Source organism: Kitasatospora sp. NPDC058170 (assembly GCF_042883905.1).
In the GTDB taxonomy this organism is placed as follows: Bacteria; Actinomycetota; Actinomycetes; order Streptomycetales; family Streptomycetaceae; genus Kitasatospora.
Window position 1 is genome coordinate 13411 of the sequence record NZ_JBHVUV010000023.1, and the last position, 21392, is coordinate 34802.

The following is a 21392-nucleotide window of genomic DNA, read 5'->3' on the forward strand; positions in this document are numbered from 1 at the left end:
GTTCGGGCACCGGTGGTCATCGGGTGACGGTCGCGATCCGTGTGCCGACGCGGATCTTCGTATTCGGCTTCAGCCCGTCGGCGAAGCGGACCTTTCCGGGCTCGAACACCAGGCACATGCTGGAGCCGCCGTAGCTGAACCAGCCCAGTTCGTCGCCCTTCTTCACCTCCTTGCCGGGCCTGACCGTGATGGTCACCGACGAGATCTCGGTGATGCCGATGGGAATGACGCAGACCATGCCGATCCCCGGGTCCGGGCTCTCGATGAACACCAGACCGCGGGTGTTGACGGACGCCTGGTAGCCCTGCGAGTACGTCCCGGCGGTCGGGTCCTCGCCCGCGGACTCCGCGTTGCTGAACATCAGGCCGTCGACGACCTCGGCGCTCCGGACGACGCCGTCGATCGGCGAGCGCCAGCGGTGGTAGTCGGAGCCCGCGAGAAACGACTGGAAGACATCGCCGCCCAGGAACCTGCCGGTGTACGTGCTGCCGTTCAGCATGTCGGCCAGCGAGTAGGGCTGCCCCTTGAGCCAGAACTCGTCGGTCTCCTGGACGTTCCGCGCGATCCGGTACACGGCACCGTCGTTGGCCGACACGACGGCGGCGGGATCGGTGTCGACGGGTCGCTTCCCCGGGAGGATCTGCCGGTGGAAGAACCCGTTGAAGGAGGTGAATCCCCAGTACGGCTTCTTCCGGTCCGCTTCGGTGACGTACTCCCCGAGGCCGAACTCCTTGACGGCGGGCGCCGACAGCCAGCCGTCCTCCTGCTCGGTCAGGACACTGCGGCTCTCGGGGCTGTCCAGGTGCTGGCACCACTCCTTGAGGACCTTCTGGATCGCCCGGTTGAACTTCTCGACGCGGAACAGCGCTTCACCGGCCGGCGTCATCATCATGTAGACGAACAGCGCCGACATCGGGAAGAACACCCGCTTCTCACGGTTCGGGCTGTACCGCGGCGCGGTCGTCCTGATCCGGTTGAGGGCCGCGAGCAGTTCGGGAACGCTCTTGATGCACCGGTGCGGTGGCAGAACCTCCTCGATCATCTGGCAGACGTACATCCGGATGATCCCGTCGCGCTTGATCAGCTGCTCCAGGTCCCGCACCGCCTGGCTGAACTCCTCTTCAGCGTCGGCCAGTCGGAGGACGAAGTCCGCCTGCCACTCGTCGACGGCCTGCCGGCTCTCCGGCAGGTAACCGGCCGCGCGGGCGAACAGGTTGTCGTACCGACTGTCGAGTACAGCCTCGACATCACTCATGGATCTCTCCGTCCCGAAGTGTCCGACTCGCACATCCTCGGCCAGTGGTACCACGTGAAATGTCGATCGCACACGAAGACATGCAGGTCGGCGGGCCGCCTTCGAAGCCGACGCCGACGCCGACGCCGACGCCGATGCCGATGCCGGGGGCGCGGTGGCAGTCGCAGTCGCGGTTCAGTGCGTGGCGCGTGCCCGCAGCAGGGTGTCCAGGGAGTCCACGATCCAGTCCCAGGACTCCTGCGGGTCGACGGCGGTGTGAGCGAAGCCCCCGCTCGACTCCAGGGCGATGTAGCCGTGGACGACGCCGCCCAGCATCCGGACGGCGTGCGTCTGGTCCGGTTCGGCGAGGTCGTAGCCGCGCAGGATCGCCCGTGTCATCTGCGCCTGCCGGACGCCTCCGCTCGCGGCCGCCGTCTCGGGGTCGAGCCTGAACTGCGCGGCGGCGTAGCGGCCCGGGTGCTGCCGGGCGTAGTCGCGGTAGGTGTCCGCGAAGGCGGTCAGCGCATCCTTGCCGGCCCGCCCGGCCAGGGCATCGGCGGCGCGGTCGGCGAGCTCGTCCAGCGCGAGCAGGGCGATCCTGGTCCTGAGGTCCTGGGAGTTCCTGACATGCGAGTAGAGGCTCGCGACCTTGACGTCGAAGCGACGGGCGAGCTCGGAGACGGTCACCTGCTGGAAGCCGACCTCGTCGGCCAGTTCCGCCCCGGCGCGGGTCAGCCGTTCGGCGGTGAGTCCTACGCGAACCATGGTCTACCTCCTGCTTGGCATCACCCATTATGCGTTTGCCTAAAAGCCTTAGGCAAATTAGCCTGCGGTGTCATGGAGCAGCTGACCGAACACGACATCCGCACCGCCTTCCTGAACTGCACCAAGGGCGAGGCGAAGCGCCTGAACATCCCCCGCGACCTGGCCGAACAGCCCTGGGACGACCTCGACTTCCTCGGCTGGCGGGACCCGCAGGCCCCGGACCGGGCCTACCTCGTCGCCGAGCTCGACGGCCGCCCCCAGGGGCTCGTGCTGCGCAGCCCGGGCGCCGCCGCATGGCAGGCCCGGCGCAGCCTCTGCTCGCTGTGCCTGACCAGCCACACCGGCGGCGTCTCCCTCATGGTCGCGCCCAAGGCCGGTCCGGCCGGGCGGCAGGGCAACACCGTGGGCGCCTACATGTGCAGCGACCTGGCCTGCTCGCTCTACGTCCGGGGCAGGAAGGACGCGGGCGCCGGGGGTCGGCTGCACGAGTCGCTCTCCCTGGAGGAGCAGATCGAGCGCACCAGGGCGAAGGTCGCCGCGTTCATCGCCAAGGTCATCGACTGAGGCGCCCGAACCGGCCCGTCCGCGCGGCCGACCGCACGACCGCCCGCGCGGCCGACCCGGCACCCTGAGCGGCCCGAAGTTATCGATTGTGAAACATGGGTGACGGAGCGTCGGCTCCAGGCCCTACCGTGACGCCTGCCATCGACCCGTCACCCTCCAGGGGGCAGAATGTCCCGGAGCCGCAAGCTCCACCGTCTCAGCAGCCCCGACACTGCCGAGCGCCGCGCACAGCGCCTGCTGTTCCGTCACCTCCGTGACGACACCACCGCGAACCGCGGCCGCATGGCCAAGCGGGTTCGCGAGCTCCAACTGCTGATGGAGCTGGACCCCGTCGAGTTCGAACAGCTGATCGCCCGGCTGATGGAGGCCATGGGCATGAAGGTCGAGCTCACCGCCCGGTCGCGGGACGGTGGGGTGGACGTGCGCGGCATCGACACGGACCCCTTCCGCGGCGGGAACGTGATCGTGCAGGTGAAGCGGTACCGGGACACGGTGACGCCGTCGGCCGTGCGGGACCTGTACGGGACGCTCCAGCACGACCAGGCCGCGACCAAGGCCGTGCTCGTCACGACCAGCAGGTTCGGCCCGAGCTCGCACCAGTTCGTCACCGGGAAGCCGATCACCCTGATCAACGGTGCCGAACTGGTCGGCCTGCTCAAGCACCACGGCCTGAACGAGGTGTTCGCGGCCGCCCGGTACGGCGCCGCCGGACTCGGCGACGAGGACGACCTGCCCGGGATCGAGGTCGCCGCCGAGCCCGCCCGGCTCCTCCTCCACTGGACCGGTGAGGAGGAGTACGACATCGCCGCCCTGGTGTGCCGGGGGAACCGGGCGCTGTCGGACGAGCACCTGGTGTTCTACAACAACGGCTCGACGCCGGACGGTTCGGTGCGGCTGGTGACCGGCTACGGCGACGCGAACGCCTGCCTGATGGTCGACTTCGACGCGCTTCCGGCCGACGCCGACCGGCTCGTCGTGATCGCCGCCGCCGATGTCGAGAACCATCCGGCGGCGACCATGGCCGGGTTCGCCGGGCCGGCGCTGATCCTCGAGGCCGGCGCCGACCAGGATCCGGCCGTCGTCCACCTGGCCGACGGTGCCGCGGCCAACACCGCGATGCGGCTGGGCAGGTTCGACCGCGACGCCGCCGGGGACTGGGACTTCACCCCCGCCCTCGCCGGGTATCCGGGCGGGCTGCACCAGGCCGTCGTCGCGTACGGCCTGGAGGTCGACGAGGCGTAGTCGCCCCGGCAGCGGAGGCGGGTCGGCGGGGGCGGGCAGACGGGTAGGCCGGCAGGCAGGTCAGCCCGCCGGTTGCCAGCCGAGCGCGGGGGCGAGGCTGGTGGCGATGTCGGTGAGGATCTGCACGTAGTCCTCCTCGCCGAAGGTGAACGGCAGCGCGAAGACCACCTCGTCGACCTCCCGGAACGCGGCGTGGGCGTAGAGCCGCTCGGCGATCTCGGCGGACGTCCCGACCAGGTCCGGCGCGAACATCATCCGCGCCGGGCCCTGCGGGGCGGCGGTGCGCGGGAGCCGGCTCCGGGCGTACTCCCGGTACTTCACGCGCTGCTCCGCCGAGGCGCTGTCGGTGGGGATGACGACCAGCCCCTGGGAGACCCGGGCCCGCCCGCCCGCAGGGTGGTGGGCGCGGAAGGCGGCGATCTGCGAACGCTGGATCTCGGCGAAGTCCTCCGACTCCTCCGCCCGCACCACGTTGCTGGTCAGCAGGCTCAGGCCCTGCTCACCCGCCCACCGGGCCGATCGCAGGCTCCCGCCGCCGTACCACATGCGCTCGGCCAGGCCGGGTGCGACGGGCTGGACCCGGTCCGAGTAGACCTCGATGCCCTCGACGCCGCTGAAGTCGGTGGCCGGCTCGCCCCTGACGAAGTCCAGCAGCCGGCGCACCCGCTCGTAGCCGAACTCCTCGGCCTCGGCGGTGTCGGGGTACAGCGCGGAGGCGACCCGGTCGTAGTGGCCGGGCCGTCCGACGCTGATGCCGGGGTTGAGCCGGCCGCCGGAGAGGAGGTCGGTGGTCGCCAGGTCCTCGGCCAGCCGCAGCGGGTTCTCCCACCCCAGCGGAATGACCGCGGTGCCCAGTTGGATGCGGCGGGTGCGCTGCGAGGCCGCCGCCAGCACGGCGACGGGCGAGGATATCCCGTACTGCAGGTGCCGGTGGCGCACCCAGGCGCTGTCGAACCCCAGCTGCTCCCCGAGCTCGATGAGCCGCAGCGTCGACTCGTGCCCCCGACCCGGGTCGGCCGGGTCGAACAGCCCGATGGTCAGGAAGCCCAGCTTGCGAAGGGGCTGCGAGGGCGACGGCACCGGTTCCTCCGTTTTTCCGCGACCGGCGCGGCACCGGGCGGCGCGGATCGGCTGTCACCGCCCGGATACCGAACACCGGGCGTCCGGCCCACACTCACACGCGGCCGGGTGGCGATCAAGGGGCCCGTCGGAACCGCAATCCGGGGCAACACCCCCGTGACGCCCCCGCAGCAGACCGGCCGCCCGGGGCCGTCCCAGGTCCTGTCCGGCCGTCCCAGGTCCTGTCCGGCCGCGCCAGTCGGCCGCCTCAGCCGGTGGTGCGGAACAGCGGCTTCCCCGCGTGCAGCCGGCGGCAGATCCGCCGGTAGCTCGGGCGGCCGAGCTTGGGCAGCCGGCCCTCCCGGGCCCGCTTCGCGCCCCCGTCGTACAGCTGTGGGACGAGAATCTCCCGCGCGGCCCTCAGCTGCTCCCTGGTCGGGTCGTAGGAGTCGATCTCGGTCTCCAGCTCACCCGTGGTGTAGGAGCACGACTTGTCGGCCAGCACCAGCGCCCGACCGTGCACGGCCCCCGCGACCTCGAAGGTGAAGTCGTTGTAGTGGCCGCAGACCATGCCCTCGGCCCGGAGGTCGCCCCCGACGTACAGCGAGCCCCAGGAGACGAGGTCGCGTACGACGAGGTCACCGAGGACGACCAGCAGGCCGATGCCGCGGACGTAGTCGTCCAGAAAGCCGTGCACCACGAGGTCGCCGTCCACGATCAGCGCGAGGTCGTGGCCGAGGTTCTCCGGCACGATCAGGTCCCCGTGGTGGACGTACCAGCCGTACCCGGAGTCGTCGAGGTAGTCGGCGATGTTGGTGTGCCGGCCGATCCGCTCGGCGTACGCACCGGCGTCGGGCAGGCGGTCGAACCGGGCCCGCCAGTCGGAGGTGGTCAGCATGGCGTCGGCGTCTCCCGTCGTGCGCGCGCCCGCAGGGCCCGGACCTCCAGCAGGTCCCGGGCCTCGGCCGCGTGGTCGTCGTCCGAGCACCTGGCGATCGCGGCGAGCACGGGCACCGGCAGCTCGGGGTTCTCCAGCATGGCCGAGCAGCGCCAGTTCTCGGCGGCCCAGCCGAGCAGGACCTCGCGCGGAGCGGCGGGGTTCCTTGCGAGGTCGTCCAGGTCGTAGCCCTTCGGCGAGCGGGCGGCCTCCGCCAGCGCCTCGGGCGGGGTATGCCGATTGGCGACCGCCCGGCGCAGGTAGTGGATCGGGCTCCCGAGCATCGCAGCGAGGACCTGCTCGGGCGGCTCCGTCCCGACGGCCCGCTCGATCCGGGCGAAGCTCTCCCGTTCCTCCTCGCCCTCGACGGTGCTCTCGCAGTAGCCGAGCGCGAAGCGGGCGAACAGGTCGGGCGGCCAGTTCGGTTGGGACAGCGCGTTCCCCTCGTGGAAGTACGGGGTCAGCTCCAACGCGTACAGCCGGCGCAGCGACTCGGGCGGGGTGGCCGGGTGGTCGAGCACCTCGTGGACGAGGCGGCGCCGCTCCTCCCGCTCGTCGGGGTCGGGCTCCCGGCCCGTGGCGGCATCGGCCTCGGCGAGCCCGGCCAGCGTGTCGATCAGGCCGACGAGCGCGGCGGGCGGGGCGAGCCGGTTGCCGACCAGCCCGGCCAGTACCGTCCGGTCCGGGTCGGCCGCGAGCGCGGTCAGCTGCGCGACCGGGGTGTACCAGTTGCCCGCCGCCGCGGCCCGCACCTGCGGCTCGGCGTCCGCCGCGAGGCGGGCCAGCGCGGCCGGGTCGTGGTTGCGCCACCGGGAGGCGAGCAGCTCCCGGACGGCCGGATCCGGGTCGCCCACAAGGGCTTCCGGCAGGGGCGCCAGGTCACGGTGGCCATGGCGTTCCACGGCGGTGCGGCGAACGCTCGGGTCCGGATCGGTGAGGTCGGCGGCGCTGCCGCGGCCGAGCACCGCCAGGACGCGCCGCACCCGTGGATCCGGGTCGTCGGCCAGCGCGTCCAGCTCCTCGGGCCGCACGCCGACCCGGCGGGCGACGGCCAGCCGGACGTCCGCGCACACGTCGGCGGCCAGCACGGCGCCCACCGCGCGCGGCAGTTCCTCACGGGCGGCCAGCGCGCGGCGCACCACGGCCGAGGGGTCGGCGGCGAGTGCGTCCACGGCCGACCCGGGAGTGGCGCGGTGCACGGCGGCGGCCCGCCGCACGCCCTCGTCGGGGTGGGCCGCCAGCAGGGCCAGCCGCTCGGGGCCGGTGGCCGGCTGCGCGGCCAGCGCACGCGCCACGGCCGTCCAGGGCGGTCCGCCGGCCTCGGCCCGCAGCGCCACCTCCGCGGCCAGCTCCTCCGCCAGGTCGGCGGGCAGGCCGATCCGGGACGCCACGATCCGCGCGAGCACCGGGTCCGCGGCCAGCTCACGCAGCCGCGCCGGCGCAGTGGCGGGCCGCCAGGCCTCGTTCACCAGCAGATCCGTCGTCATCCCGTCCCCTTCCCACCGGCCCCCGGCCACGGACCGGTCCCGGTCCCGGTCCGCAGGGCAAAGCCTCGCACGCACCGCCGACACCGCCTGCGCCGCCTCGGCTCCCGGCTCCCGGAGGTGCCCGGGTCAGCGACGGGAGCGGGAGGCGGGGCGGACGGGCGGCGCGATGCGTATCCGCTTCTCGGCGGGCGCGTTCTCGAGGTCGTCGAGTTGCGCGGTGATCGTGCCGCGCAGATCGTCGTCGTCCTCGAACCGGTGGTCGTTGAACAACGTGTAGCCCGTCCACATCAGGTTGGCGCACACCCGCGCCGGCACCCGGCCGGTCCGGGCGCCCATCCCCACCAGCGCCACCGACCCGATGCTGCCCGGCGCCTGTGCGTTCTGCCGGTGGATCGCCTGGAACGCGGCGGCGCACGCCAGGGCGACGTTCAAGGTCTCGCCGACGTTCTGCGAGGAACCCTCCATCGTCGGCGTCGAGATCAGGAACCCCGGGTGGACCGCCCCGGACGGCACGCACACCGCGCTCCCCACCGGGAGCCGGCCCGCGAACCCGTCCCGGACGGCCCGCTGCACCCGCAGCTGGATGCCCGCTCCGAGATGGCGCTTGATGGCCGCGTCGACCCCGCCGTCCATCCGGCCCCGGGAGTTGGTGGGGCTGACCCAGGCGTCGACCTTCTCGTCGAGGATCGAGCCCTCGCGGATCTCGATCCCCGGGGTGTCGGCGAACGCCGCCCGCCACGCCTCCACCACCGCCGTGTTGATGTCGGTCAACACGACCCTCAGCGGTGACTCCACGTGATTCACGGTCATGGTCCACTCCGATCGGGAAGGGGCTCCTGCACTGCTCACGACGCTATCGCCCCCCACTGACAGAGCAGTGGACGGTCACTGTCGGCGGCGGTTGCTAGCGTCCACGACTGCCGGTGAGCGGACTCGCCGTCAGTCTGTCGCCGGCTACAAGGCGTTCGGACGGAACCCGGCCATGCCCCCTCGCGCCCCCTGCCCATCAGCACGGTCCGACAGTTCGGAGTACCTCCGCCATGAGCACTGCCAACACCCCCGCCGACGACCCCACCGCCAAGGACCCTGCCGCCGACACCTCCGCCGCCATGGACCCGAGCGACCCGTTGGGCCTCGCGGAGCTGTTCAAGGGCGGCGGTGAGCCCTGGCTGCCGCTGCTGAAGCCGGTCATCGAGGCACAGCCGGACGCGGCCTCGTTCATCGGACCGGGCCGCACGCCCGAGGTGGTCCCCGTCCGCGAACTGACCTTCCAGGCCCTCAAGCCCCACGCACCGCACAAGTGGAAGGTCGTGGTCTTCGGCCAGAACCCCTACCCGCGGCCGGAGAGCGCCACCGGCATCGCCATGTTCGACAACACCTTCCACCACTGGAAGGACAGCCAGTTCGGCAGGGTCGTCAGCATACGCTGCATCATCAAGGCCGCGGCGATGTGGAAGTACGGCATCCCCAAGAAGACCCCGATCTCCGACATCCGCGCGCTGCTGGAGAAGGAGGACACCGTCCAGCCGCCGGAGTGGTTCCAGGCGATGCTCACCCAGGGCGTCCTGCTCCTGAACGCCTCACTCACCGCCAGCAGCGACGGGTCGACGGGAACCGACCGGCACACCGCGTTCTGGCGGCCGGTCGCCGAGCGGATCGCCGAGGAGATCCTCAGCGCCAAGCAGGACGCCGACGAGGAGGACCGCGGTGTCGTCTTCGCCTGGTGGGGAGCCCACGCGCGCACCCTGAAGAACGCCGTCCTGCGGCTCCAGAAGAAGTACCCCGGGGTCGACGTCCGGCACATCGACCACCCCAACCCCGCGGCGCAGGGCGACGTCTTCTGCGACGGCGAGCACTTCGCCACGGTGAACTCCGCCCTCGCCTCGCTCGGCGCCGACGGGATCGACTGGCTTCCGAGCACGGGGTGGAACACGCTCGCGGCCGGGACCGGCGGTGCGGACGACGGCGTCGCCGAGCGCATGGGCGCCTTCATCGCCTCCACCATGGAGCTGCACCAGCTCTACCTCGACCGTCTCGCCGGGGTCAAGGACGAGGGCCTCGCCCTCCCCGCGATCACCGGCGTGTTCGACACCCCGCTCATGGACTTCCGCGACGCCCTCACCCCGGTCTCCGCGCTGCTGTCCGGTCTGGACCGGCAGGTCGGGCTGTCGCACGACTTCGGTACCAGGCGGGCGGAGGAGGCGGCCGGCGGGCTGTCCGGCGGCCTGTCCGCCGACGCGATCGCCGCCCTCTACCTCTACACCTGCGAGTCCGCGTTCTACCGGGAGATCAACGCCGTCCTGCGCGCCCCGGACCGGACCAGGCTCGTCCCGTACCTGCCGTACCTGCGGCTGCTGTTCGCCGCGGTGTCGCAGCTGCCCTCCCGTACCGAACCGCTCTGGCGCGGAGTGCCGCTGGACCTGCGGGCGCAGTACCCGCTCGGGGGGACCGTGACCTGGTGGGGCGTGTCCTCGTGCACCTCCCAGCCCGGCGTGGCGCGGGCCTTCCTCGGCAGCCGCGGCAAGCGCACCCTCTTCGAGGTGCTCCCGGCCCGGGCGGTGGGCATCCGCAGCTTCTCCGCGTTCACCGACGAGGAGGAGTTCATCCTCCTCCCCGGCACCCAGCTCAAGGTCACGGATGTCAGGACCGAGCGCAACGGACTGTGCACCGTGCAGCTGGCGGAGCTGGCGGAGCAGTCCCTGGTGTCCTGAGCCGCCCGGTCGGGCGCCGTCCGAGCGGCTGCCGTCCGAGCGGCGCTACGACTCGGCCGCCGTGGTCGGCGGGCCGGCGCTTCCGATGCGGCGGCCGGTGATCTCGTCCGGCTGGATGCGCACCCAGAGCGGGTGGTCGCCGCCGGCCCACGAGGTGGTGCCCGGCAGCTGCCGCAGGTGGTGGACGCCGTCCTCGTCCTCGACGTACCGCGCCCGGCCGAGGACGAGGACGCTCCAGCCCCGGCTCAGGTGGTCGTCGATCCGGTCGATCTGGAAGGACACCGGCGCCCCGTCGGCCGGAGTGGCGGCGCTCCGCGCGGCGGTGCGGAAGACGATCGTCCCGTCGTCCACGGCGTAGTTGACCGGGAAGACCGCCGGGCCCGGGTCGACGGGCAGGGCGATCCGGCCGACGCCGTGGGTGCCGATCAGGTCCCAGCACTCGGCCTCGGTGAGATGGAACAGCTGCGGGCGCGGCCCGGCCTCCGACTGCCCGGGCGGGGCGTCGGGGCGCCCTTCGAGCAACTCCTGGTAGCCGAGCCCCAGGGCGGCGGCGATCCGCAGGAACCCGCCCGGGTCGAAGGCCGGCCCGGCGTCCAGCAGGTGCTGGAGGTAACGCGGCGACATCGCCGCCTGGTTCGCCAGCACCTCCTCGGTCAGGCCGAGCCGGGAGCGCCGGTCGGCGATCCGGCGCGCGACGGCGGCGGGATCGGCGCGGCGGGCCGCTTCGAGGTCGTCGTTCTGGTTCACCGTGCACTCCTTGCTCGCGGGCCCCGGTTCGCGATCATTCCATGACGCAGAGTCAACCGGCGAATACGCTCCATCACCTCCGCCGGGCCGACCGGGCGTCAGCCCTGCCCCTGCGCCCGGTCCTGGGCCCGGTCCTGGGCCTCCAACACCGCGTCACCGTGCTGGTAGCCCCAGTCCCCCAGGGCCTCCAGGGCAGGCAGCAGGGTGCGGCCGAGCGGGGTGAGGGCGTACTCGACACGCGGCGGCACCTGCGGGTAACTGCGGCGTTCCACCAGGCCGTTGAACTCCAGCCGGCGCAGCGTCTCGGTGAGGACCTTGGCGCTGATGCCGCCGATCCGCACCCGCAGCCCGCCGGGGCGCGCGGGCTCCTCGCGCAGGGCCCAGAGCACCACCGAACTCCAGGTGTTCCCCAGCAGGTCGAAGGCGACCCGGGCCCGGCAGTCCGCCAGGAACGCCCCACCCGCCCCGGCCCCGGCTCCCGCCCCGCCGCCCGGCACCCCGTCGTCCGCCCTGCCGTCGTCCGTCACGCCGCCGGTCACACCGTCCGGCCCCCCGCGCGCCGCCATCGGCGGTCCCCCTCGCCCTCGTCGTCCACTACGCACCCGTCGTCCACTACGCACCGATCGGTAACCATCGCCGTTCCTAGAGTCATCCCCGAGTCACCCCGGAAGCGGCCCGACCGGGGCCGCGTCGGGCCCACCAAGGGAGATCTCCCATGCGGATCGGCATCATCGGAGCGGGGAACATGGCGCAGGCACTCGGCGGGCAGTGGGCCCGGGCCGGACACGAGGTGGCGTTCGGCGCCCGGGACGCGGCCCGCGCCGCCGCCGCGGCGGGCCGGCTGGGCACGGGCGCGCGGGCGCTGGAAGGCCCGGCGGCGGCCGCGGAGTTCGGCGAGGCGGTGCTGCTCGCCGTCCCGGCCGGCCAGGTGGAGCGGGTGGTCGCGGCGGCGGCCCCGCCGGCCGGGCGGGTGCTGGTCGACTGCACCAACCCGATCGTGCCGGGCAGCCTCACCCTCAGCACGGCCGGCGGGCCGTCGATGGCCGAGCGGATCGCCGCCGCCGCACCCGGCACCCACGTGGTGAAGGCGTTCAACGTCTGCCACGAGAGCGTCTGGCGGCTCACCCCGCCGGTCTTCGACGGCCGTCCGCTCGGCGTCCCGCTCTGCGGCGACGACCCGGACGCGCTGGCCCTGGTCGGCCGACTGGTCGCCGACCTCGGCGCCGAGCCGCTGCCGGCCGGTCCGCTGGCCCGCGCGGGGCTGCTGGAGGCGGCGACCGCCTTCGCCATCGGCCTCTGGTTCGCCGGCCGGGACGCCCGGGCCGTCCTCCCGCCCCTGGCCTACGCGGGCGGCCCGGCCTGACCCGGCCTCCGAGGGCCGCGGTGCCGATGACCCGCGGCCGGACCTCGCACGGGCGGGCGACACCGGCCCGCCCGCGCGAGGTGGCGCCCCGGCCGGCAATCCCCACCCCGGACCGACAGGCCGACAGGCCGACGAAGACGCCCCCTCCGCAGATTCCAACACTCCCCCGCCGCCCGATCCGGGCGGGGGTTTTCGGCCAGCCCCGGCCCGGTTCGGCCGGTAGCCGCCCGAGGGCACAGGCGGCTTTCGGACTGATCGCGGAGCGTCCGGGGCGCGGCGCCGCCCTTCCCGGGCCGGCCGGGAGGCGACCTCGGCCGTTGCGCCACACGGGGCCTGACGTCGGATCGGGCGAAGTTCGGGTGGGCCCGGGGCCCGCGGCGCGCTGCCGCGCCGGGCGGGGGAACGCGCCGGCGGGCGGTGGCCGGTTCCCGCCGATCCTCCGCCGGACAGCTCGGGGTGATCGAAGAATCCCCCTGTACGTTCCCGTCGTTTTCTGTTTAATCTTGTGGTGATCGAATACACCCCTTCAGTTCCCTCCCTGGCCCAGCGGAGCAAGGAATCTCACCATCTCCCGGCAGGGAATCGGCTGTTGCCGCCCCAGCGCCTGTTAGCGCGCACTCCGGCCAGCCATCCAACCTGAGCAGCGCCACCCAGCCCATGAGCACATTCCAACAGGTTCAAACAGGGGGATGTCGCATGCCTACCATCCAACCGGTCCCACGGACATCGGCGTCGTCGCTCGTGACCGTCGTCGTGCCGTGCTTCAACGAGGAGTCGGTCCTGCGCGAGACCCACGCACGGCTCGTCCGCGCCCTGCGGGCGGGTCGCGGGGTGACGTACGAGGTCCTCTACGTGGACGACGGCAGTACCGACGACACGTGGTCCCTCATCAGAGAGTTCGCGGCCGGATCGGAACACGTCCGAGCCGCCAGGCTGAGTCGCAACTTCGGCCACCAGGCCGCCTGCCTCGCCGGACTCCGGGACGCGACCGGCGACGCCGTCGTGCTCATCGACGCCGACCTTCAGGATCCGCCCGAACTCATCCCGGACCTGGTCAGCCGGTGGCGGGAGGGCTGGTCGGTGGTCTCGGCCCGCCGGACCGAGCGCAAGGGGGAGGGCGCCCTCAAGCGGGCCACGGCCTTCGCCTACTACCGGCTGCTGAACAGCATGTCCGACCACCCGGTGGCCCTGGACACGGGCGACTTCCGGCTGCTGGACCGGTCGGTGGTCGACCTGCTCGGCGAGCTCGGCGGCCAGGAGCTCTTCCTGCGCGGCACGATCAGCTGGGCCGGCCTCCCGGAGACCGCGGTGCCGTACCGCCGCGACCCGCGCGCCGCCGGCACCTCGAAGTACACGCTCCGCAAGATGCTCGAACTCTCCCGCTGCGGAATCATCTCCGGATCGGCTCTCCCGATCCGGGCGACGGCCGCCGCCGGCCTGGTCTCCGCGGCCGCCGCCACGGTCGTCGGGCTGGCCCGACGGGACTTCGGGACCACCCGCTGGGCCTACTCCCTCGGCGTCCAGACCCTCGCGATCGGGGTGCTCGGGGAGTACGTCAACGCCACCCTGCGCCATGCGCAGGACCGACCACCCTTCGTCGTCGGGGAGCGCATCCAGCGCTCCCGCACGGCCTCCGCGCCGCAGCCGACGATCGCCGCAGGGGTGGCCCGATGACCGCCGCACCCGAGCACCTGACGGACGGTCAGCACAGTTCCACCAAGGCAGCCGCGAACGCCGAGGCGACCGAACCGGCCGGCACCGCCGGAGCGGTCGAGAAGCCGGTCGACGTGGTGGTGGTGGGCGGCGGCTTCACCGGCCTGTCCGCCGCCCTGGAGCTCGCCGAGAAGGGTGTCGGCGTCCGCGTCCTGGAGGCCGAGGACGAAATCGGCGGCCTGGCGGCCTCGTTCACCGTGGGCGGGCAGGACCTGGAGCGCTTCTACCACCACTGGTTCTCCTCCGACACCGACATCCTGCGGCTGTGCGAGGAGTTGGGCATCGCCGACTCGGTGGAGCCGCACCTCACCCGGACCGGCATGTACTACGCCAACACGATCTTCAAGCTCTCCAAGCCGATCGACGTCCTGCGCTTCGCCCCGCTGGCGTTCACCGACCGCGTCCGGCTCGGCCTGCTGGCCCTGCGCGCCGGGCGGGTGCGGAACTGGCGGGAGCTGGAGCACCGCACGGCCGAGGAGTGGCTCGTCTCGCTCGGCGGACGCCGCGTCTACGACGTCGTCTGGCGGCCGCTGCTGGAGGGCAAGTTCGGCGACTACGCCGGGCAGGTCGGCGCGACCTGGATGTGGACCAAGCTGCACCTGCGCGGCGGCAGCCGCACCAAGTCCGGCAGCGAGACGCTGTACTACCTGCGCGGCGGCAGCAGGACCCTACTGACGGCGCTCGCACGGCGGCTGGCCGAGCTCGGGGTGGACGTGCGCACCGGCACCACCACCGAGGCGCTGCACGCCGACGAGTACGGCCTCACGGCGGTGTCGGCCGGCGGGCGGCTGCACCCGGCCCGCCAGGTGCTGGTGACCACCGCCCCCGAGCAGGCCGCGCGCCTCCTCGACCGCCCCGAGGCCTCCCACCCCGCGGTCCCGGCGCTGACCCGCCAGCTCCGCCAGGTGCGCTACCTGGCCAACGTCTGCCTGGTGCTGGAGAACAACCGCAGGCTCTCCGACACCTACTGGCTGAACGTCAACGACCCGTCCTTCCCGTACGTCGGCGTCATCGAGCACACCAACCTCGACGACCCGGCCCGCTACGGCGGACACCACATCGTCTACCTCTCCAAGTACCTGCCGGCGGACGCCGAGCTGTACCGGATGACCGACGAGCAGGTCTTTGAGTTCAGCCTGCCGCACCTGCGGCGGATGTTCCCCGGCTTCGACCGCGGCTGGGTCGACCGCTACCACGTCTGGCGCGCCGAGTACGCCCAGCCGGTCGTCACCCCCGGCTACACCCGCACCATGCCGCCGCTGCAGAGCCGGATCCCCGGCGTGTACCTCGCCGGGATGGCCCAGGTGTTCCCCGAGGACCGCGGCACCAACTACGCGGTGCGCGGCGGCCGCCAGGCGGCCCGGCTGATGGCCGAGCAGCTGGACCGCGCGGGATCCCTGACCCGAGACGGCGAGAACGGGGTGGACCATGAGTGAGCTGATCACCTTCGACGACTGCCAGGGCCTGGAGATCACCCGGATCCACGAGCTCTACCGCGCACACGTCAGCCGCAGCCAGGTGGACCTGATCGGGTCCTTCGGCTTCGGACGGGACACGGTGGACCACGCCGAGGGCGCCTGGATCCAACTCCGCGACGGCCGGAGGATCCTGGACTTCACCGGCGGCGTCGGGGTGCTGAACCACGGCCACAACCACCCGCGGATCCTCGCCGTCCGCGAACGCTTCCAGCGCGAGCAGCGGATGGAGGTGCACAAGAACTTCTTCTCCCCGTACGTCGCGGCCCTCAGCCACAACCTCGCCGCCCTGCTCCCGGGCGACCTGAACGTGAGCTACTTCCCCAACTCCGGTGCGGAGGCGGTGGAAGGGGCGGTCAAGCTGGCCTACAAGTACCACGCGGGGCACCGCGGGACGATCCTGCACAGCGACATCGCCTTCCACGGGAAGCTCCTCGGGGCCGGCAGCCTGACCGCCTCGCCCGAGATCCACTTCCCCTTTCCGGAGATCCCCGGCACCGACTCCTTCGGTTACGGCGACCTGGACTCGCTGACCGCCGCGCTGGAGCGCCACCGCGGATCCGACGGCACCAGCGACGTCTACGCGGTGGTCCTGGAGCCCTTCAGCGCCTCCAGCCTGCGCGAGTGCTCGGCGCGGTTCCTGTACGAGCTCCGCCGGATCTGCACCGAGCTCGACATCGTGCTGATCTTCGACGAGGTCTACACCGGCTGGGGCAAGACCGGGGAGCTGTTCCACTTCATGCGCCACCCGGACCTCGTCCCCGACGTCCTCGCCATGTCCAAGTCCTTCGGCGGCGGCAAGGCCTCGATCTCCGCGTACACCGCCCGCGAGGCGGTCTTCCGCCGGGCGTACGACAACCTCGCCGACGCCACCCTCCACAGCACCACCTACTACGGCTTCGGCGAGGAGACCGCCACCGCGCTGGAGGCCGTGGCCGTCGCCGTGGACGAGGACTTCCCCGGCCGGGCCCGGGAGCTCGGGGAGCGGCTGGGCGCCGGACTGGCCGACCTGGCCGCGCGTCACCCCCGCCTGGTGGCCGGCACCCGGGGCCGCGGCGCCCTGCACGGACTGTTCCTGCGCAGCGGGCCGAGGATCCCCGACCGGATCAGGTCGGCCCTGCCCGGGGGCTTCGCGAAGGACCCGCAGGCGGTGCCCAAGCTGCTCACCGCCGCGGTGGTCGCCGCCCTCTACCGGGATCACGGCGTGCTGACCTTCTTCGGGTCCAACCGGGAGATCGCCCTGATCGCCTCGCCGCCCCTGGTGGCCGGCACCAAGGACGTCGACCTCTTCCTGACCGCCCTGGACGAGGTCCTCGACCAGGGTGCCGGGCGGCTGCTGGCGGGCTTCGTCAAGGAGAAGGTGAGCAGCTGATGCGACTGCTGCGGCTGATCCACCTGACGCTCCCCACCCGGACCCACCCGACGGCCCCTACCAGGGTCCACCCGACGGCCCCCACCCAGGTCCACCCGGCGGTCCCCGCCCGCTCCGGCGCCGTGCGCGCCAGCGGCCTGCCGGCCTACTGGCAGCGCCACTACGCCTCGCTGCGGACCGCCGGTGCGGCCGACGCCGCCGAACGCCACATCCAGGGCACCATCGCCACCCTGCCGCTGCCGTACCGCCTCGGCTACTGCGCCGTCCTGCGCGCGATGCCCGCGCTGTTCCGCTGCGCGGGCGGGCACAGCCTGCACCGGGCCCCCGCCGCCGTCGACCGGCTCGCGATGGCCCGCCTCTCCCGGCTCCCGGGAGTGGCCCAGGTGCTCCGGGCGAGCACCGCGCTCGCCCTGTACGGCGCCCTGGACGGCCCCTCCCCGCAGGCGGCCGTCCGATGACGGCGCTCCGGCCGCGCGCCCGCCGCGCCACGCCGGACCGCGACTGCGACGTGCTGGTCATCGGCTCCGGCGCCGGCGGCAGCGCCGTCGCCCTGGACCTCGCCGCGGCCGGGCACCTGGTCCACGTGATCGAGGAGGGCCCGCGGGTCACCACCGACGAACTCGGCGCCGCGACACCGGCCGAGAACATGCGCCGGCTCTACCGCCAGGGCGGCCTGACCCCGATCTTCGGGCGACCCACCATCGCCTACGGCGAGGGCCGCTGCGTCGGCGGGACGACCGTCGTCAACGGCGGCCTGCTGTGGCAGCCCTCGGCCGCCCTGCTGAGCCGGTGGGCCGCCGTCCACGGCATCGACGGCTACCGGGCCGCGGACCTCGCCCCTCACCTGCAGCGGATCACCGGGCGCCTGCGGGTCGGCCCGCAGGCGCCCGACGGAGGGGACCGCGACTCCGTCCTCCTCGCCGCCGGAGCCGACCGCCTCGGGTGGCGCTGGCAGTACCCCGAGCGGGCCCTGCACGGGTGCCAGCGGCGCAACCGCTGCACCACGGGCTGCACGAGCGGGGCCAAGCAGAGCACGGCCCTCACCTACCTCCCGCAGGCCGAACGCCTCGGTGCCCGGATCATCCCCGGGGCCAGGGCGCTGCGGATCCGGCACGACGGGCGCGACGTCCAGGGCGTCCTCACCGTGGACGAGCAGGGCCGGCGCACGCTCCACCGGGCCCGGACGGTGTTCGTCGCGGCCGGACCGATCGGCACCCCCGCGCTGCTGCAGCGCAGCGGGATCCACCCGGAGCGGTCCGGCCGCGAGCTGGGCCTGCACGTCAACCTCCGGACCGTCGCCCGGTTCGCCGACCCCGTCGCGGCCGCGAACGGGACCATCTTCACCGCCCAGGTCAACGAGTTCACCGATCGCGGCATCCTCATCATGCCGTCCAACCTGACCCCCGGGAGCCTCGCCGCCGCGCTCGCCGGCCACCCCCCGCAGGTGGTCGAGGGGATCCTCGGGCAGCTCGACCGGTCCGCCGTCTACACCACCCAGGTGCGGCTGCGCGGCCGGGCCCGGGTCACCGCGCTGCCGCTCGGCGGGACCCTGCTGCGGCACGGCATGACCGCGGAGGACCACACCGCGCTCCGCACGGCCTTCCGCGACACCGCGCGGCTGCTGCTGGCCTCCGGGGCCGTCGAACTCGTCCCGCCGGTCGCCGCAGCGGGCCCGCTGCGCACGGCGGCCGACGTCGAGTCGTTCTGCGCGGGCGTCCGCCCCGCGGACTGGGAGCTGGTCTCCGTCCACGGGATGGCGTCCTGCCGGATGGGCCGGCCGGAGCGCGGCGGCGTGTGCGACGAACGCGGCCGCCCGCACGGCTTCCGCAACCTCCACGTCAGCGATGCCAGCGTGCTCCCCGGCGTCACCGGGATCAGTCCGCAGGGCACGATCATGGCCTTCGCCCACGAGATCGCCGCCAGGTTCCTGAACACCTGACGGCCCGCCGGGGCCGCCTCGCCGTCGAGGCCACCAGTCGAGGCGGCCCCTCCCCTCCCCCTGCCCGTCCCCGTCCCATCCCCACCCACCTCACCCACCTCACCCGGAGAGCCCTATGCACACCCTGTCCGCCCGGTCGGCGAAGGCCGGGAGCGCCGACCGCTGGTTCAGCACGCCGGCGATCGTCGCCTCCTGCGTCGGCTTCATCCTGATCGGCGCACTGCAGTCGCTGTACGGGCCGGCCCTCCCGGCCCTGCGGGAGGAGTTCGGGCTGTCCCCCTCCGGCGCCGGACTCGCCCTGAGCGCCCACTTCATCGGCGGCGTCACCGGCGTCCTCGCCTTCGACCGGGCGTACGGGCGGATCGGCAACCGGGCCCTGCTCGGCGTCTCCTACGCCTTGATGGCCGTCGGAGGCATCGCCTTCGCGCTGGCCCCGAACTGGCCGCTCGCCCTCCTCGGCGCCCTGGTCACCGGCCTCGGCTTCGGCGGGATCGACTACGGGCTGAACCAGCTCTTCGCCACCGGTTTCGGCAGGCGCAGTCCCGCCATGCTGAACATCCTCAACGCCCACTTCGGCATCGGTGCGATCATCGGCCCGGCCCTCATCGGCGCGCTGGGCGCCGACCGCTACCCGGCCGTGTTCGTCGTCTTCGCCGTCCTCGCCGCCCTGCTGCTGATCCCGCTCGGCGGCGTCCGCGACCGCACCCCCGACGGCGGGCCGCAGCCGGCCTCCGCCACCGCTCCGGCCGCCGGTGTGTCGGCCCGGACCGCCTCGCTGCTCGGCGTGTTCGTGCTGCTGTACGTCCTGCACGTCGGCGTGGAGGCGGGTGTCGGCGGCTGGGAGCCGACCCACCTGGAGGCCGTGGGCTACGGGACGGCGCTGGCCGCCTCGGCGACCTCGGTCTACTGGCTGATGCTCACCCTGGGCCGCTTCCTGGTGGCACCGCTGACGCTGCGCTGGTCGGAGCCGGCCATCATCGCGGTCAGTTGCGCGGGCATGTCGGTCTGCCTGCTGGCGGCGGTGCTGCCCGGTGCGGCCCCCTACGCCTATGCCGGCGTCGGCCTGTTCATCGCGCCGATCTTCCCCACCGGGCTGCCCTGGCTCAAGCGCGCCGTGCCCGCGGCGCAGCGGGCCGGCGCGCTGGTCATCGCCGCCTCGATGGTGGGCGGGGTGGCGGCCGGCCCGGTGCTGGGCCGGGCCATCGAACTCTTCGAGGTGCGGATGGTGCCCGCGGTGCTCTTCGTGCTCGCCGCCGTGTGTCTGGCGGCGACCTGGTGGCTGACCCGCGCCACCCGGGCCGTTCCCGGGGCGCCACGGGGGTGAGTCCCGCGCCGCGGGGGCGGGCCCTGCCGGACCGCGGTCCGGCAGGTCGTTTCACGGGCAATCATTTCCCTTACCACCTGGTCAAGTTGACTCTGCTAGCGTGAGGATCGGACTCTCCGTAACGGACCGAACGGCGGACCGGGGTCCCCAGTACCGCGAGGAGGCATCGCAGGATGCTCACCGTTTCAGTTGTCGGCCTCGGAGTCATGGGAAGCCGGATGGCGCGCCGCTTAGTGGACGCCGGCTACCCGACCTTCGTCTGGAACCGCTCCGCCGACCGCGCCGCGCCGCTGGTCGAGGCCGGTGCGAAGGCCGTGGCCACCCCGGCGCAGGCGGCCCGGGAGGCCGACGTCACGATCGTGATGGTCTCCGACCCGGCCGCGCTGGCCGAGGCCACCGAGGGGCCCGACGGTGTGCTGAGCGGCTGTGTGCCCGGCCGGACGGTCGTGCAGATGTCCACCGTGTCGCCCGAGGCCACCGCCCGTCTGGCGGCGCTGCTCCCGGCGGGGGTGGCGCTGCTCGACGCGCCGGTCATGGGCAGCATCCCGCAGGTCGAGAGCGGCACGCTCACCGTACTGACCGGCGGTGACGGCGAGACGGTGGAGCAACTGTCGGCGCTGCTGTCGGTGTTCGGCGAGGTCCACCACGTCGGCGGGGTCGGCGCCGGGACGGCGGCCAAGCTGGTCGCGAACTCCGCACTGATCGCGATGGCCTCGCTGCTCGGCGAGTCGCTGGCGCTGGGCGGCGGCCTGGGGCTCTCCCGCGACACCACCTTCGACGTGCTGTCGCGGACCTACCTCGGCGAACTGTCCGACGGCTGGCGGCCGGTGATCGAGGCGGGCGAGCACCGGCCCAGTTTCTCGCTCGCGCTGGCGGCCAAGGACGCCGCCCTGGTCGACGACGCCGCCCGCGCCGCGGGCACGCCGCTGCCGGTGCTCGCCGCAGTGTCCGACTGGTTCGCCGGGGCGGAGCGGGCCGGCCACGGCGCGCTCAACATGTCCGCGGCGGTTACCCACATTCTGCAGAGCAGGGGGATCTGATGACCGAGCTGCGCCACCACCAGGAGGTCCCCGGCCTCAAGACCGCGAACGGGTACAGCCACGTCGTCTCCGGCACCGGCCGAATCGTGGTGACGGCGGGCCAGGTCGCGCTGGACGAGAAGGGCGAGCTGGTCGGCCCGGGCGACATGGAGGCGCAGACCCGGCAGGTCTTCACCAACCTCCGCTCGGCGCTGGCGGCGGAGGGCGCGACCTTCGACAACGTCCTCAAGATCACCTGCTACGTCACCGACCTCAGCCGGCTTCCCGAGGTCTACGCCGGCAGTGACGAGTTCCTCGACCTGAGCCGGCCGCCGGCGAGCGCGACCGTCCAGGTGTCCGCCCTCGTCCGGGAGGACTTCCTGATCGAGGTCGAGGCGCTGGCGATCGTCTAGAGCTCTTCGCAGACGCGCGACGGCCCGG

20 protein-coding genes are annotated in these 21392 nt (G+C 73.1%); 12 read left to right on the forward strand and 8 right to left on the reverse strand.

What is annotated here, in order from left to right; genetic code table 11:
- Positions 1-16: 16 nt before the first annotated feature.
- Both ACFVVX_RS25080 and ACFVVX_RS25085 read right to left on the reverse strand, forming a co-directional pair.
- The gene (locus ACFVVX_RS25080; protein ID WP_387948857.1) at positions 17-1255 is read right to left on the reverse strand and encodes a phosphatidylserine decarboxylase family protein; all 1239 of its coding nucleotides are present in this window, start codon (positions 1253-1255) and stop codon (positions 17-19) included.
- A 174-nt stretch (positions 1256-1429) separates the two neighbouring features.
- Positions 1430-1999, reverse strand: a complete 570-nt coding sequence (locus ACFVVX_RS25085; protein ID WP_387948858.1) for a TetR/AcrR family transcriptional regulator — start codon at positions 1997-1999, stop codon at positions 1430-1432.
- Between the two features lie 72 nt (positions 2000-2071).
- On the opposite strand from ACFVVX_RS25085, the gene ACFVVX_RS25090 reads away from it, so the two are divergent.
- Positions 2072-2563, forward strand: a complete 492-nt coding sequence (locus tag ACFVVX_RS25090; protein WP_387948859.1) for an FBP domain-containing protein — start codon at positions 2072-2074, stop codon at positions 2561-2563.
- A gap of 282 nt (positions 2564-2845) precedes the next feature.
- A complete protein-coding gene (locus ACFVVX_RS25095) occupies positions 2846-3805 on the forward strand; it encodes a restriction endonuclease (RefSeq protein WP_387948860.1) in 960 nt (319 codons plus the stop codon).
- A 60-nt stretch (positions 3806-3865) separates the two neighbouring features.
- Here ACFVVX_RS25095 and ACFVVX_RS25100 read toward each other — a convergent pair whose 3' ends face one another.
- From ACFVVX_RS25100 to ACFVVX_RS25115, 4 genes are all read right to left on the reverse strand, one after another.
- Positions 3866-4885, reverse strand: a complete 1020-nt coding sequence (locus ACFVVX_RS25100; RefSeq protein WP_387948861.1) for an LLM class flavin-dependent oxidoreductase — start codon at positions 4883-4885, stop codon at positions 3866-3868.
- Between the two features lie 247 nt (positions 4886-5132).
- Positions 5133-5762: a hypothetical protein gene (locus tag ACFVVX_RS25105; protein ID WP_387948862.1), complete on the reverse strand. Its 630-nt coding sequence runs from the start codon at positions 5760-5762 to the stop codon at positions 5133-5135.
- Positions 5756-7288 (reverse strand): hypothetical protein, encoded by a 1533-nt coding sequence (locus tag ACFVVX_RS25110; RefSeq protein ID WP_387948863.1) that lies wholly within the window; start codon positions 7286-7288, stop codon positions 5756-5758. Before ACFVVX_RS25110 ends, ACFVVX_RS25105 begins: the two co-directional genes overlap by 7 nt.
- A gap of 126 nt (positions 7289-7414) precedes the next feature.
- Positions 7415-8098, reverse strand: coding sequence for a macro domain-containing protein (locus tag ACFVVX_RS25115; RefSeq protein ID WP_387948864.1), 684 nt, complete (start codon positions 8096-8098; stop codon positions 7415-7417).
- 230 nt (positions 8099-8328) lie between these two features.
- On the opposite strand from ACFVVX_RS25115, the gene ACFVVX_RS25120 reads away from it, so the two are divergent.
- A complete protein-coding gene (locus tag ACFVVX_RS25120) occupies positions 8329-9999 on the forward strand; it encodes an ADP-ribosyltransferase domain-containing protein (RefSeq protein ID WP_387948865.1) in 1671 nt (556 codons plus the stop codon).
- A gap of 45 nt (positions 10000-10044) precedes the next feature.
- On the opposite strand, the gene ACFVVX_RS25125 is transcribed toward ACFVVX_RS25120, so the two are convergent.
- Positions 10045-10746, reverse strand: coding sequence for a helix-turn-helix domain-containing protein (locus ACFVVX_RS25125; protein WP_387948866.1), 702 nt, complete (start codon positions 10744-10746; stop codon positions 10045-10047).
- Positions 10747-10844: 98 nt separating this feature from the next.
- A complete protein-coding gene (locus tag ACFVVX_RS25130) occupies positions 10845-11243 on the reverse strand; it encodes a winged helix-turn-helix transcriptional regulator (protein WP_387948979.1) in 399 nt (132 codons plus the stop codon).
- Positions 11244-11461: 218 nt separating this feature from the next.
- Between ACFVVX_RS25130 and ACFVVX_RS25135 the strand changes: the two genes are divergently transcribed.
- The 9 genes from ACFVVX_RS25135 (at position 11462) to ACFVVX_RS25175 (ending at position 21364) form a co-directional block, all read left to right on the forward strand.
- Entirely contained in the window at positions 11462-12109 is a 648-nt protein-coding gene (locus ACFVVX_RS25135; protein WP_387948867.1) for an NADPH-dependent F420 reductase, read from the forward strand.
- Positions 12110-12850: 741 nt separating this feature from the next.
- Complete coding sequence (locus ACFVVX_RS25140; protein WP_387948868.1) at positions 12851-13783, forward strand: glycosyltransferase family 2 protein; 933 nt, start codon at positions 12851-12853, stop codon at positions 13781-13783.
- Positions 13780-15258 carry an NAD(P)/FAD-dependent oxidoreductase gene (locus tag ACFVVX_RS25145; RefSeq protein WP_387948869.1) on the forward strand — a complete coding sequence of 493 codons (1479 nt, stop codon included), beginning with the start codon at positions 13780-13782 and terminating at the stop codon, positions 15256-15258. Before ACFVVX_RS25140 ends, ACFVVX_RS25145 begins: the two co-directional genes overlap by 4 nt.
- Positions 15251-16669 (forward strand): aspartate aminotransferase family protein, encoded by a 1419-nt coding sequence (locus ACFVVX_RS25150; RefSeq protein ID WP_387948870.1) that lies wholly within the window; start codon positions 15251-15253, stop codon positions 16667-16669. Before ACFVVX_RS25145 ends, ACFVVX_RS25150 begins: the two co-directional genes overlap by 8 nt.
- Positions 16669-17127, forward strand: coding sequence for a hypothetical protein (locus tag ACFVVX_RS25155; protein WP_387948871.1), 459 nt, complete (start codon positions 16669-16671; stop codon positions 17125-17127). Before ACFVVX_RS25150 ends, ACFVVX_RS25155 begins: the two co-directional genes overlap by 1 nt.
- On the forward strand, positions 17124-18608 hold the full coding sequence (locus tag ACFVVX_RS25160) for a GMC family oxidoreductase N-terminal domain-containing protein (protein WP_387948872.1): 1485 nt from the start codon (positions 17124-17126) through the stop codon (positions 18606-18608). Before ACFVVX_RS25155 ends, ACFVVX_RS25160 begins: the two co-directional genes overlap by 4 nt.
- 115 nt (positions 18609-18723) lie before the next feature.
- Positions 18724-19932: an MFS transporter gene (locus tag ACFVVX_RS25165; RefSeq protein WP_387948873.1), complete on the forward strand. Its 1209-nt coding sequence runs from the start codon at positions 18724-18726 to the stop codon at positions 19930-19932.
- 173 nt (positions 19933-20105) lie between these two features.
- Positions 20106-20972 carry an NAD(P)-dependent oxidoreductase gene (locus tag ACFVVX_RS25170; RefSeq protein ID WP_387948874.1) on the forward strand — a complete coding sequence of 289 codons (867 nt, stop codon included), beginning with the start codon at positions 20106-20108 and terminating at the stop codon, positions 20970-20972.
- Positions 20972-21364, forward strand: a complete 393-nt coding sequence (locus ACFVVX_RS25175; RefSeq protein WP_387948875.1) for a RidA family protein — start codon at positions 20972-20974, stop codon at positions 21362-21364. The genes ACFVVX_RS25170 and ACFVVX_RS25175 overlap by 1 nt, the downstream gene beginning before the upstream one ends.
- The last annotated feature ends 28 nt before the right edge of the window (positions 21365-21392 follow it).